Genomic DNA, 14,455 nt, shown 5'->3' on the forward strand with positions numbered 1-14,455 from the left:
TTAATTGGTTAATGTAATAGAGCGTCAACAAAACTGTTTCGATTCTAATACAGCTACAATGTTACTGTATAGGTTCATTAACTCTATCCTGTATTGTACTGCAATGCAATGAAAACGATTAAACTTGACTCTTATATCTTATTTTGTTGGCAACTATTTAACCCAACAAAACTTATTTTTAAATAACACTTCGTCGAAATAAAAAATGTGTTTTTTAACAATATTTTTCAATGTTTCTCCGAATGTTTTCTTCATTGAAATTTTAGAGAAAATGAAAAACAATTAGTATCATAATCACAATAAAAAATATCAACAGCAGTTCTAAAATTTTTGTTTGGTTGATTTTCATTTTAATAATGCCAAATAATTGTTTCATACCTATTTGCTTAAATCCTTATTGTAAAATTACCACAACACAAGTGCACAGAAGTACCAAATAGGTCTTCAGAAGTACTATTTACAAGGGTTTAAGTAAAAAGAAGGAGGTGCTTCTGTAAAAAACAAAAGCATCTAAAAAATAAAGCGTTCAAAAGGATTGCTATGAATCCAAGAAAGTCTTGGCGTATTCCGAAGGTGTCATGCCGTACTTTTTACGGAAACACTTACTGAAGTATTTAGGGTTATTAAATCCTAATTTATAACTAATTTGAGAAATATTGATTTTTCCTTGTTCTAGATATTGAGCTCCTTTTTTCAAACGAATGTGTTGCACAAATTCATTAGGTGTAAAATCAGTCCAAGCTTTAATTTTTTTGAATAAAACCGTTCTGCTTACTCCTAGTTCTTCACAGAAGTAAAGGATATCAAATTGTTCGTTACCAATGTTATTCTCAACAATTTGGATGGCTTTTTTATAAAGTTCTTCATCTAATGAAGACAAAACGACATCCTCCTGACGTTGCTCAGTGGACGAAAGTTTTTGTCGCAAACGGTCAATTGAGGTTAATAAATTTTTTATGCGCAGTTTAAATTCAGCTATATTGAAAGGTTTACTAATATAATCATCAGCCCCACTTTCAAGTCCTTCTAATTTATAAATCAATGAAGAACGAGAGGTCAATAAAATAAATGGAATATGACTTGTACGAATATCTTCTTTTATTAACGAACACAATTCGGTACCCGTCATAACTGGCATCACCACATCACTCACAATTAAATCAATAGGTTCAATTTGTGCTATTTTATAAGCTACTTTACCATTTTCGGCCTCAACAACGTTGTAGGTTTCTTGTAATAGGTCACGCATAAATTTTCGCAACTGCTTATTGTCTTCTACTAAAAGTATGGTAAGCTTCTCTTGAGAACTTACCGCATCAACCACATCAGTTTCAAAAATTACTGGTTTCTCTTCTAATTGGTCCACATACTGCGACACATCATCACTGAATTTAAAATCAGTAATCACTTCTTCATCAAGTAAATGCGCCCTACCTAATAGAAGTGACACGGTAAAAATTGAACCCACCTCATCATTAGAACGAACCGTTAAACTTCCTTTATGTAAATCAACAATATTCTTTGCAATTGACAATCCTATTCCCGTCCCTTTATTATAATCGTTATCAGGCTTATTATTGAGTGCTACTTCAAAAAAGCGCTCAAATATTTTATCTTGGTATTCTTTAGCAACCCCCACTCCCGTGTCTTCAATTTGAATTGCAATAGTATTTGCATGTTGAATAATTCTCACGGTTATTTTACCGTTTTTGGGAGTATATCTAAAAGCATTAGAAATCAAATTATAAAATACACGCTCCAATTTATAACGGTCGTAAAAAACAAGAATTTCGTCAGAAGGAGTATGAAAACTATAATCGTAATTACCATCTTTTGCGTACTCCGTAAAAGAAAGGTAAATTTCCTTTAAAAACTTCACAATATTTCCTTCGGCCGTTTCTAATTTCATTAAATTGTTCTCCAGCTTTCTAAAATCCATCAAGCGATTAATCAGTTGTAACAAATGATTGGCACTACTTTCGACAACTTTTAGTTTTTTATACATCTTACTACTACCTCTATAATCTTCAAGTATTTGATGTAAGGGACCTAATATTAGGGTTAACGGCGTTCTAAACTCGTGAGAGATATTCGTAAAAAATTCGAGTTTGGCTTTATTTACTTCTTTTGTTTGTTCGACTTCTAATTTTTCTAAATCCAATTGATGCTTGAGTTCGGCTTTGGATTTCAATATATCAAGCAAATAATACAGGCCTCCAAAAATCAAAATCCCATAAATCATAAATGCCCACCAAGTACGCCAAGGCGCTGGATTTACTCTGATTTTCAATTGAGTGGGTTCACTATTAGAAACACCATCATTATTGATCCCTTTGACTTCAAACGTATAATCGCCAGGATTTTGAATGGTATAGGAAACGGAATTTTGTGTGGTTTCGTTCCAATCTTTTTCCAGACCTTTCAAACGATATTGATAATGGTTGCTACTTGAATTAATAAAATTGGGAATAGAAAAACTGATATTAAAATTACCTTGTTCGTAGGAAAGTTCGATTTCTTCGGTAAATGTGATTGTTTTAGCAAGTAATTTAGTTTCATCGTTCACCTCAATCGACTTATTTTTTACTTTAAAATCGGTAATAATTACTTGTGGTGAATAGGTGTTTTTGACCAATTTATTAGCATCAAAATAAACCGCCCCCGATGGACCTCCAAAAAAGAACTTGGAATCATCCACCCGTAAACTAGAATTATTATTATATTGATTACTTCCTAAACCTTCTTTACGGGTATAAGTAGCCAACACTTTGTAGTTATTGGGGTTAAAATAAAGAATCCCCTGGTTGACTGTACTCATCCAAAAATTTCCTTTTGCATCTTCAATGATACATCTAACCCCATTCACTGGAGTTGCATTTCCTATTTTTACATCAACAGCTTTAAATTGATTATTGACCATTTTAAAAAGCCCATCACCTTCTGTTGTTGCCCAGATTTGCCCTTTAGAATCTTCAAAAACAGAGGTAACACTATAACCAATTTGCGATTCTTTGTCAAAAAAATAGTCTTTAATATTCCCTTTGCGATCGATAACATTCAATCCCTTAATGGTACTTATCCAAATATTCCCTTTGGAGTCAATTTTTATCGACCTTACAATACCAACAATTAATCCTTTTGAGTTGGTAGTAGTGCTAATTGTCTTTATCGCTTTAGTAGATGAATTATACCTAACTAATCCTTTTCCAATTGTCCCCAATAACATGTCTCCATTAGTATCTTGCTTGATAACATACACCCCAATACCTTGTAAATAATTAAATAATTGGCGGTGTAACGAAGTCGTTATTTTTTTGGTTTCCAAATTATATACCACAAACGCATCTTCAAAAGTCCCTATCCAAAGGTTATTGTCTTTCGTAACAAACAAGGTTTTTATATTGTCGCTTAAAAAAGCAGGTGTATTTTTAGTATTTAAATGTTCGATGGACTTGGTTTTCTTATTGACAATCGAAATTCCTCCACCTTCTGTACCAAAAATAAAATAATCCTTGTAACTGACTATGGAACTCACTACTTTAAAACCTAAGCCTAAGTTTCCCGGTTTTTGAGTAATATTGATAAAATTCACATTGGATTCATCCCAAATACCAATACCACCATTATAAGTCCCAATCCAAATAGATCCTTTTTTATCCTTAAATAAAAATTTAATAAAATCATCATTAATGGATTCATTATCGTTGATATTGCTATTAAAGGGGCGTATGTTTTTATTTTGATCAACTACTAAAAGTCCGCCGTAAGTACCAACCCAAAGTTTGCCTTTATCATCAAAAAGCATTTGTCTTACATTTTTATGGGTATTTTTCAGTTCTTTTAAATAAGGAGAAACTACACCGGTAACGGTATCATATTCTAAAACCCCTTGCGTTCTTGTTCCTAATAACAAATTCCCAGTAGGGCTCTCAATGATATCCAGAATATTAAAATTTTCAGTTCCCTTAATTGTTTTAAACTGGTATTCAGTACGGGATTTACTAACGAGTTGCTTTAAACCATTTTTAGTACCAATAAAAACTTTACCTTTTTTATTTTCAAAAATGGACAATATCAACCCTTCAGAAGATACTGATTTAAAAGAATCCTGTGCTTTATTATAAATGGAAAGTCCTGAGGGGGTTCCTATCCACAACTCTTTATTAGACAATTCTTTTATAGCCCAAATAGTATTGTCCCTAAGGGTCGTTTTCTCTTTATTTGTAAAATACGTCTTGAACGTATCATTCTGGGGGTTGTACTTGTTCAAGCCTATGGCTGTTCCTACCCAAATAAAGCCATCACTATCTTGTTTTAAACAAAGAATATCACTGTTACTAATTGATAAGGGATTAGCCCTATTGTGTCTGTAAATGGTAAATTTAGAACCATCGTATTTATTTAATCCATCTCTGGTTCCAATCCATACTTGACCTAAATTATCTTGAATAATAGCTATAGCCGAATTTTGGGAAAGCCCGTCAACTGTAGATAAATGCTTGAATTTATATATTTCATTTTGCGAAAATCCAAACCATATAACACTAAAAAGAAAGAATAAAACGTAAAGTTTTTTCATTTTAAAAAAATAAGGAGCTCGTCACTTTTATAACTAAAGTAAATGTAAGCTAAAGAATTTAAAATTTAAAATAAATTCTTTGTAATTCCGCCCCCTTTCGTAACAAATCAAGCATTATAATTCAAAAAAAACTAGTATTTATACCGATTTTCTATCAATAAAATCAAAAGGCACTTTAATCTTTCCATTTCCTTTACTTAACAGCATCTGAGCAGCTGTTTCGCCCATAATTTTAAAATCAGTAGTCATCGTGGCAATTCCTAATAACTCTTTTAAAGGAGTATCGTTATACGAAATCACTCCAATATCTTCCCCTAATTGTAATTCATTGTTTCGAGCTTGATTAATCAAATTAACCAAATCAGATTCCTGAATAGTGATAAACAAATCTCCTTTATTGAGAACCATATCATCACATACTTCATTAAGGATTTCATAGTCTTTATCAAATTCTAAACAAAATTTTCTAAAGCCATGCAAAATCCTTCTTGGATAAGGATAGACTGATTTTTCAGGATATATTAATGCGATTTTTTTATACTTATTGATTTTATTCATTCCTTTTTTCAGTGCTTCATAAATATCTTTATCGTATTCTTGATACACGGCATTGACATCATCATCATCCAGTAAAGGCGGCATGATGTTATCCAAAACCATTAATTTATTTTTAGGAATATTTTGTATAGCGGCTAATGCTTCCTCAGTAAAACTAGCATGTTGCAATTTTTCAGTTTTAAAATGTGGCATTACCACATAAAAATCATATACCATTTTAGCATTCTTCAAAGTGTTCAGAAAAACAAACTCATCACAATGATAGATTACCAAGTCAATCTTTGAATTAATCCCTATTTTATTTAAAAAAGCATTATAAATGCTCATTTTATAAGAACTCATTTTACTAACCAAAAAAAGTATGTTTAATTTATGAGTGGTTTCAACGTTTGCTACATAATTCCCTCTTCTAGGAATTGAAACAATGATATTGCGTTCTTTCAATATGTTATAGGCTTTTTCAACAGTATCACGCGACAAATTAAAATCTTCACTAATCGTATTAATGGATGGTAATTTGTGGTTCAATTCAATGTTACCTGTAGATATATTGTTTATAATCGAATCAACAATTTGTTGATACATTGGCACCCTAGAATTTTTATTAATATCAATGTAATTTAATATTTCCATAGCATCAAGTAATTTAGTTAGTTAGATAGTTGGTTAAAAAACCTGAGTGCAATTTAAAGGGTACAAAGTATTAAATAGTACCTAAAAGGGTATTCAAAAATACCGACAAGCATCATTAACTTCAACAAAAACAACACATTGAGTACCCAGCTCCACTTTTTACTTTATTCCTATTAAAAAAATCACAATCTCTTCCACTCAACCCCAAAACTTATTATCCAATAATCCACATTAAGATTTTGTTATTTTTGTTATTACAAAAAACCATCAACCCACCGCCTTTGATTCGAGGCAAAATGGTAGTTATAAAAAAAGCTTCGGTTACACCACCGAAGCTTTCTTTTCTCTATCCATTCATTGTTACTTTTTCTTTCCAATCACCACATACATACGGCAATCTTTTGGTGCATCACCTTCAGTATTTCCAGCCATAATGATGCTTTCTCCCGCTTTGGCGGTACGTTTAAATAAGGACATTTTCACTCCACCTAAATCAATATCGTCACCTGTATCTACATATTCTTTTTTCAGGAATTCAGGTCTTGGCACACGGTCATCATGTCCTACATAAATTTCCATATCCACACCTGCAACAAATTGCAATTGATCACGAGCCCAATATCTTTTGTCGGAATCAGGGGTTCTAACATATTCTGCTCCTCTTAAATAACTTGGGATTACGGTGTAATTGTATTCTAAATCGGTATAGGCCTTTTTACCCCAATCCATTGTGGTGCGCAACATTGCTTTTGCATCCCCTGTGTAACTAAACTTAGTAAACAACTTACTTGTATTGTTTTCGGCTGGATCATAAGCTGGCATAGCGGGTGTATGTACGGGCATAGGCTCTTCTATTGGAACATTTTTATATACCTGAGGCATCTCCAATGTCAAACCATTCTTGATTTCCACAGGAAGAGACTTCAAAACAATTGTTGCTGGTTTTAATCCTTGTCTTGTTGCAGTAATAATTACTTTACCTGCTTTTAATAAGGAACGAACAGCTACACGATTTATACCGCATTCTGTATCTAAATATAGGTTGTTGGTACTATTAGCTTTGCCACTATTGTATCCACCACGCCAGATGGCAGGGCCCGAAATGGTAAAATCAACACGAGCAGCATCTAGCGGACAACGGTTTCCGTCTTTGTCAACCACTTCAAAATCCACCAAAGCAATATCTGAACCATCTGCTCTCCATCCTTCTGGACCGGTAATTGGAGTTAACTTGATGGCTACTGGCTCACCTACTGTCTTTTTAGTTTGTGTTACCAATACTTTATTATCAACATAACCCTCAACTTTAATTTCACCCGCTTCCCAAGCCACAGCAGGAAATTGGTACACATACCCATTTTCAGCTGTATCATCCGTTCCAATCAATTTACCATTGATGTACATTTTAACAGCAGCACAATTGGAAATCACATACATATCTTTCTTTGTTCCTTGGGTATAATTCCAATGCCCAATTAGGTGCACTTGAGGTTCTGGTCTCCACATGGCTTTTAAGGCATAAAATGCTTCTTTAGGCAAACGGACGCCATCCACTTCTCCACTAGCTCTGGTTACCTCAGTAGGATTTCGCCCTCCATGTGGCCCATCAGAAAAAACCCAATTGGCACCACCAGAATGATACACTTTTTTTCCCATTTTGTTCCACCAATGGTCCGCTTGACGCACCGCAAATTCTTCTGAACCTATTTGGTAAGTGTTTTTATATAAGTTAGGATTGTTCCAAAAATTATCGTCGGGAGAATATTTGTCCCAAATACGTCTAGGCGCTTCATCACGCATGTATTCACTTTCGATAATGGGTAAACTAGCAAATTCTCTTTGCCAACCTTCGGTACCGACTTCGATAGTCAAGTATTTTTCGGATTCTATTTTTAAATCAGAACGTCTGTTCCCTACCAACCTTTTGCCTTTAGGGTCATAGGTATTGATAATGTCTAGAATTTCTTGGTAATGTTTTTCGGTTTCGGCCCAGTTACCGCCTTCCCAAATAAAAATAGAAGGATTATTACGGAACTTAACAATCATATCTCTAAAAGCGGCAATACGAATATCCCAAGTTTCACCTTCATCTTGTGATTCTCCTGAAACTCCTGGCATCAAGGTTACAAAACCATATTTATCTCCCATATCTACCTCTGATGGAGAGGCAGCACAATGTCCCCAACGAATGAAATTACCACCCGCTTCGTCCATTAATTTATAGGTAAAATCACGTAACCAATCAGGCAGAGCAGCGCCTAAACCCGCCCAAGTATTGGTTGGTTTTTGACCCCATCCGTGTAGTTTTGCATATTCGCCATTGTTATGAAAACCCGAATCTTTATTAAATTCAAAACTTCTGATTCCCAATGGAGTTTCATACGTATCTATTACTTTTTTTCCTTCTTTCAAAACCGTCAACACCTTGTACATATACGGTTTACGAGTGTACCATAACTGAGGATTCAGCACTTTAGCAGTAGAAGAAAAAACAAACTTTTCTCCAGCTTTAAGGTTTCTGGATGAGGCTGAAGTACTCACTACTTTGCCGTTAGCATCAATAATTTTGGCTTCACAAATAATTTCTTTTCCAGTATTGTATTCATTTTTCACTTCGGCTGTAACGGTAACATCTGCACTTTTTTCACTTATATTTTCAGCATACACATAAGTTCCTACCGTTTTCATGTTGTCGTACAAAGGAAGGGTCACATGTAACAAATCAGTGGTGTGCAGAAAAACATTGCGATAAATTCCGCCATGTGTTGGATGCCAGTGTTCGTGGTTCCAAACTAAAGGATCGTTGTCTCTAAAATTATCGCTTTTACGGTCATTATTCACTTTAACAGCAATCACATTATCCGCACCTCCATATTTAATATATTGACTAATATCATAACCAAATGCAATAAAACCAGTACGGTTTGTACCAATGTAAGTTCCGTTGATATAAACATCTGCAATTTGGCGTACACCTTCAAATTCGATAAAAACTTTTTTCCCTTTATCGGCAACAGGTAATTTAAAATGCTTGCGATACCAAACCGTCCCTCTCCATTGGTTTTTCTCTCCATGATGACCTCCTAAACTCAAATCATCAAAAGTATCCACATCATTAAAAGTATGCGGACAACTCACAGTACTCCATGATGAATCATCAAAGTTTAGCTCTTGCGCATTTTTGGGATTTTCTTTAATAAATTTCCAATCGGGATTAAAATTATACTTTGTACGGTTTCCTTTGGAAGCCTCTTTAAAATTTTGACTATTCGCCGAAAGGCTTATCAAAATAAAAGCGGAAAAAATCCATAAAAAAGGGTGTCTTAAACTAGTTAAACTTTTTATATTCATTATTTAATTTTTTAAAAAACTATGGCTATTTCTAAACGCTAAAAATACAAAAGAGAAAAAATCAGCCTGTCCTGTGTTGTACTGCATTCCTTTAAATAAAGTACTTTTTTTTCTGAAATTAAATAGTAGAATTAAAAATCAACTAATTAAAATTGCAACATAAAAGTCACACTCTTACCTGCTTCGTTACCATCTGGTAACTTTAGATTGAGAACAGACTGATTATTTTCAATTACCAATTGCTCGTTTTTGTATTTTTTATCGAAAGCCACACGAATAGTTGTCAACTTATGCGTTGGGTCACTGACCGTTACTTTCAATCCGCTATCTTGTTTTTCAACCAATAACAAACAAGGCTCGCTCACTGAAATTCCGCCGAACAAATCCACCTTACCTGCTTCATAAAAAACAATACCTGCTAGACTTCCATCTTTACGACTAACGATTTGTTGGCTTTTCGCATTCTTAATTTCAAATAAAGGCTTTTTCTCTAATTGAATTAATTGTTGCTGCGTCGCATTTGGAACCAAAATATATTGGTAGTCTGCTTCTTTTGGTTTGGTTCCATGATTGAGATATACATTAAAGATATCCGCTTTGATGGTTTCGTCTTTGTAACGTTGCGCCACCTTGTACCACGAACCTGAAACGGTATCAGCAACCAAACTAACCTTCCCTCCCGAAGGGAAAAGATAGCCTACTCTATCGTGTAAAATCCAGCTAGGATTGGTAAAATCTTGTTTTCCTGTGGCTTTTTGTATTTTGCTTTTGTTTTTTACTACAATTGCTCCATTGCGATATACCTGATTGATTCCTGTAGTCACATTAAAAGGCGTATCAGCTGTTATACCATTTCCTAAACAAACGATTTGGTTGTCCAACATAAACCATGCTTTGTTGGCTTGCAAACCGCCACGATTGTATTGCAAAACCGCAAGTCCGTTGGTTCCATCCGTAACGCCGCCTACAAAATCACCTTCAATTTTATAACCCCAAGCATTGGATACAGGAATAGGAGCATCATCTTGAATAATCGTAGTTCCGGGCAATTTTTTCCAATCCCAAAAAGGAAAAACATCCAAGTATTCATTGTCTGATTGGTACAGTAAAGTCATTCCGCTTCCCAAATGATAGCCTAACATATTTTCAAAATTCACCGTTTCATATCCATTCACACGGCTTGAAGACATTTTGAGCGTAAACAAATAATTGGGAGTTCGAGAAATATGAAAATCCGAATTCCAAAAATGTTTATTTCCCGACAAACTTTTATAATCTTGTGCTTTATTATAAACGGATGCAAACTCAGGATCTAATTTTTCTAACTGTTTGAAATTTTTCAGAATGGCCTTTTGCTTTTTAGCCAATTCGCCTTGGAACAATTGCCTACCACTACCACCAATATCAAAGTTTTTTTTCCATAAAAACCACTGGGTTCCATCAAGAGCAAATTCCCGAATAATGGCTACTTTTTCTTCATCAAAAGCAAAAGGCGTATGGCGCAAAACAGCAATCCATTTAATCATATCACCTAAATACGATAAACCGTAATTCCCTTGTTGCAACATGGCGCCATGCTCGTGAAAACTATTATCGGGCTGAATTCCTAAATCTGTAGAAACTTTTAACTCACCTTGAATAGCTTTTGATGCAATATTTACGCTATCAATATTTCGAACTAACAAAGATTTGTACAACACATTACCTGCCAACCAAACTTTGTTTTGTCCTCCCATTCCAATCTTGGCTTTATTCAAGATTTTTACCCCAGTTTGCAACTGCTTGTCTGAAAGTTTATCTTCCATAACAATCAAAACAGGAGCCAATTGTTGCGGAATTCCAATTTGAGGATACCACCAGTTAGGACTCACAAAATCATTTGCCAACCAATAATCTAAAGCAAGATGAATTTTATCCAAAACTTCAGGTTTTTGATAATAATTTGAACCCTCTTTCAAATAAGCTTTAGACAAACGATTTAAATTCAAAAGGTGTAATAAAACTGGCCAATGCCCTCTTTGTTGGCTACTGTAATCAATGCCTGGCCAAGCTCCTTTTGCATCTAAGCTTGCAAGTAAATGTTCCACTTCGGAAGTGGGAACAGCATCTTCTAAATACTTCTCTTTGATGTTTTTAAACAGTTGTTGCAATTCGTGCGGATACGCTTTATTCGATTGAGAAAAACTTGTAATTGAGAATATCAGGAATACTAGAAGCCAGTAATTTTTTTTCATCTATTTCTTTTTTTTATAAAAGTAAAAAAGGAATCTAAAACGGATTCCTTTTTCAAACTAAACTCAAATTATTTTAGCTACTTAAATCAAAACTTACTTAGCTACTTTATTGAACTCTTTTCCAGCTGCATAACTAAATTCATAGGTTCCAGAGCCCAATGCTACAACCACATTATTATCAACTTCTTTAGCGTTTTTCTTCAGTTCTCCTTTAAGAGCACTGCCATTTAAAAGCACTTGGTTCAATGTTGCTTTAGGCAAAGTAACCGTTCCTGTAGTATTGGCTGGTATAATCACTTTATAAATTAAATCGTCTCCTTTAATTTCCCAAGCGGATTGTACCAAACCATATAAGGATATAAATTCAGCGTTTGCATTGGTCAAACCTCCACCAGGATGAGGGTGAAACAAAGTATGTTTGTACCCTGGATTTTGAGGGTCGATACTCAAACCTGCCACATGCGTGTACAACCATTCACCAATGGCTCCATAGGCATAATGATTAAAACTATTCATTCCGTCAATGATAGTTCCATCTGGTTTTTGGGTATCCCAACGCTCCCAAATCGTTGTCGCTCCCTGTGTTACAGGATACAACCAAGATGGATATTGCTTGCGGTTTAATAACATAAAAGCCAAATCATCACGACCAATAGCCGAAAGCGTACTGCACAACAAAGGTGTCCCCACAAAACCAGTAGTAAGATGCCCAAATTTCTTCACATCCTCGGCAAAATATTGAGCCGATTTTTGTCTCAAATCTTTTGGAATCAAATCAAACGAAAGCGCCAAAGCATAAGCGGTTTGCGTATGTGACACCAATCTACCGTTGGGTGTTATAAACTCTTTAATGAATGCTTTTTTGACATTCTCCGCTAATTTTTCATACTTTGTTGCATCAGCAGTATTTCCTAAAATTGCCGCTATTTTACTCAATAAAGTAGTAGAATAGTTAAAATAAGCGGTTGCAATCAAATCTTTTTCGGTTACAGCACCAGCATAATCTGGTTTATCCGAATGGAAAGCCAACCAATCTCCCCAATGCCAACGGTTTTGATTCCATAAATAATCATCTCCAGCATTTTTAGCCATATATTCCACCCACCCTTTCATACTCACGTATTGTTCCTCTAAAATACGTTTGTCACCATAGGTCTTATAAACCGTCCAAGGCACAATCACCGCAGCATCTCCCCAAGCCGTAACTCCTCCTAATTTGTTATTCCACATATCCGGAATAATGTTCGGCACTTCGCCATTAGGTTGTTGGTCTAAAGCCAAATCTTTCAACCATTTGGTGTAAAACGAAGCCACATCAAAATTGAAACCAGCCGTCATGCTAAACACTTGCGCATCGCCCGTCCATCCTACTCGCTCATCACGTTGCGGACAGTCTGTTGGGATGTCTAAGAAATTATCTCTTTGTCCCCACTGTATGTTTTTTTGCAGTTGATTAATCAAAGGGTCTGAACAGGTAAAAGTACCTGTTTGCTTCATATCCGAATGAATTACAATACCTGTAATTTGGGCTGCAGTTGGCACAATTGGCCCTTCGACTTTTATAAAACGAAAACCATGAAAGGTAAAATGAGGTTCAAAAACTTCTTCTGCTCCGCCTTTTAAAGTATAGATATCCGTAGCCTCGGCAGCACGAAGGTTTTTAGTGAAAAAGTTTCCTTCTTTATCCAATACCTCAGCAAATTTCAAAGTCACTACATCGCCTTTTTTTCCATTTACCTTAATTCGTGCCCATCCTACGATGTTTTGTCCTAAATCAAAAACCAATTCTCCAGAAGGTGTTTTAATCGTTTTGATGGGTTTGATTTCTTGGGTGGCTTTCACTGGCAAGCCATTTGAAGCTACTAAAATATCTTTAGAATGATTCAGGATTCCAGCTGGCTTCCATTTAGCATCATTAAAGTCGGCTTTAGCCCAGCCGTCCATTTCTAGTCGGGCATCGTATTTTTCACCATTATAAATATCGGCTTTCAAGATAGCGCCGTAAGATGTTTTCCAATTGTCATCTGTAACAATGGTTTCGCTAGTTCCATCAGTATAGTTTATTCTTAATTGAACCAATAAACCTAATTGGTCACCATAATAGGCACGCAATCCATCCCAACCCAAATAGCCACGGTACCAACCATCGCCTACTATGGCTCCTATGGCATTTTTTTGCTGTACCATTGAAGTTACATCATAGGTTTGATACTGAATGCGTTTTTTATAACTGGTAAAACCCGGTGTAAAAAGTTGGTCTCCCACTTTTTTCCCGTTCAAAAATAATTGATACAATCCTAGAGAAGTCACATACACTCTGGCGGAGCTTACTTTTTTGGTAGTTGCAAACTCTTTTCGATAATACTGAGCAGGTAACGAAGTAGTTGATTTGGTTTCGTCTTTCATGGTAATCCACGACGCTTTCCAGTTATCTTTTTCTAAAATTCCCATTTCCCAGTAAGCTGGTGTGCTCCATTCTGAAACTTTATTTTTATTATCCCAAATGCGTACTTGCCAATAAGCTCTTTGCATGGATTTCAACGGTGTTCCTTGATACGCCACATTTACGGATTGGTCGCTTTCTACTTTTCCAGAAGTCCAAAGTAGATTGTTTTTTTTGGACAAATTTTCAGCAGAACTAGCCACACGGATTTCGTAAGCTACTTGCTTCGCATTTTGTGTATCTGTAATCATCTGCCAGCTAAATCTTGGTTTTAAAACATCAATCCCAATAGGATTGACATGGTATTCACAGACTAATTTAGCTACACCTGTTTTAGCAAAAGATACTATCGAAAACGGTATAAGAATGATTAGAAACAAAAAACTTTTAAAATCTAATCTAACACTTTTTTTCATATTAATAGAATAATTAATTATTATAAGCCAAACAATTTGAATTCCTAATTTTGCCGAATTGAGTCATTTAAACGATACTAATAAAGGTACTTAGATTCAAAATATTCCTTTTTTTTATTTAAAAAACACTTAACTACCAATCCTTAAAAAGCAATTATTATTTTAAAATTTAATGGATTATTTTGGGTTGTTACTGCCTTTAAAATTAAAAAAAATCGGCAAGGCTTTTAGATAAAAAACC

The 14,455-nt window shown here is 34.9% G+C and carries 5 protein-coding genes; all 5 read right to left on the reverse strand.

The window, feature by feature from the left end; all coding sequences use genetic code 11:
- Positions 1 to 538: 538 nt before the first annotated feature.
- Positions 539 to 4,579, reverse strand: coding sequence for a two-component regulator propeller domain-containing protein (locus K5R64_RS11525; RefSeq protein WP_220763604.1), 4,041 nt, complete (start codon positions 4,577 to 4,579; stop codon positions 539 to 541).
- Positions 4,580 to 4,717: 138 nt separating this feature from the next.
- Positions 4,718 to 5,770: a GntR family transcriptional regulator gene (locus tag K5R64_RS11530; RefSeq protein ID WP_220763605.1), complete on the reverse strand. Its 1,053-nt coding sequence runs from the start codon at positions 5,768 to 5,770 to the stop codon at positions 4,718 to 4,720.
- Between the two features lie 360 nt (positions 5,771 to 6,130).
- Entirely contained in the window at positions 6,131 to 9,121 is a 2,991-nt protein-coding gene (locus K5R64_RS11535; protein WP_220763606.1) for a sugar-binding domain-containing protein, read from the reverse strand.
- Between the two features lie 146 nt (positions 9,122 to 9,267).
- On the reverse strand, positions 9,268 to 11,355 hold the full coding sequence (locus K5R64_RS11540) for a polysaccharide lyase family 8 super-sandwich domain-containing protein (protein WP_220763607.1): 2,088 nt from the start codon (positions 11,353 to 11,355) through the stop codon (positions 9,268 to 9,270).
- 93 nt (positions 11,356 to 11,448) lie between these two features.
- On the reverse strand, positions 11,449 to 14,214 hold the full coding sequence (locus tag K5R64_RS11545; RefSeq protein WP_220763608.1) for an alpha-L-rhamnosidase: 2,766 nt from the start codon (positions 14,212 to 14,214) through the stop codon (positions 11,449 to 11,451).
- Positions 14,215 to 14,455 lie beyond the last annotated feature (241 nt).

Source organism: Flavobacterium sp. UMI-01 (assembly GCF_019656315.1).
GTDB lineage: Bacteria > Bacteroidota > Bacteroidia > Flavobacteriales > Flavobacteriaceae > Flavobacterium.

What these genes read in the sequence shown, in the direction of transcription:
- K5R64_RS11525 (WP_220763604.1), bottom strand. Translation starts at nt 4,579, where the DNA reads ATGAAAAAACTTTACGTTTTATTCTTTCTTTTTAGTGTTATATGGTTT.
- K5R64_RS11530 (WP_220763605.1), bottom strand. Translation starts at nt 5,770, where the DNA reads ATGGAAATATTAAATTACATTGATATTAATAAAAATTCTAGGGTGCCA.
- K5R64_RS11535 (WP_220763606.1), bottom strand. Translation starts at nt 9,121, where the DNA reads ATGAATATAAAAAGTTTAACTAGTTTAAGACACCCTTTTTTATGGATT.
- K5R64_RS11540 (WP_220763607.1), bottom strand. Translation starts at nt 11,355, where the DNA reads ATGAAAAAAAATTACTGGCTTCTAGTATTCCTGATATTCTCAATTACA.
- K5R64_RS11545 (WP_220763608.1), bottom strand. Translation starts at nt 14,214, where the DNA reads ATGAAAAAAAGTGTTAGATTAGATTTTAAAAGTTTTTTGTTTCTAATC.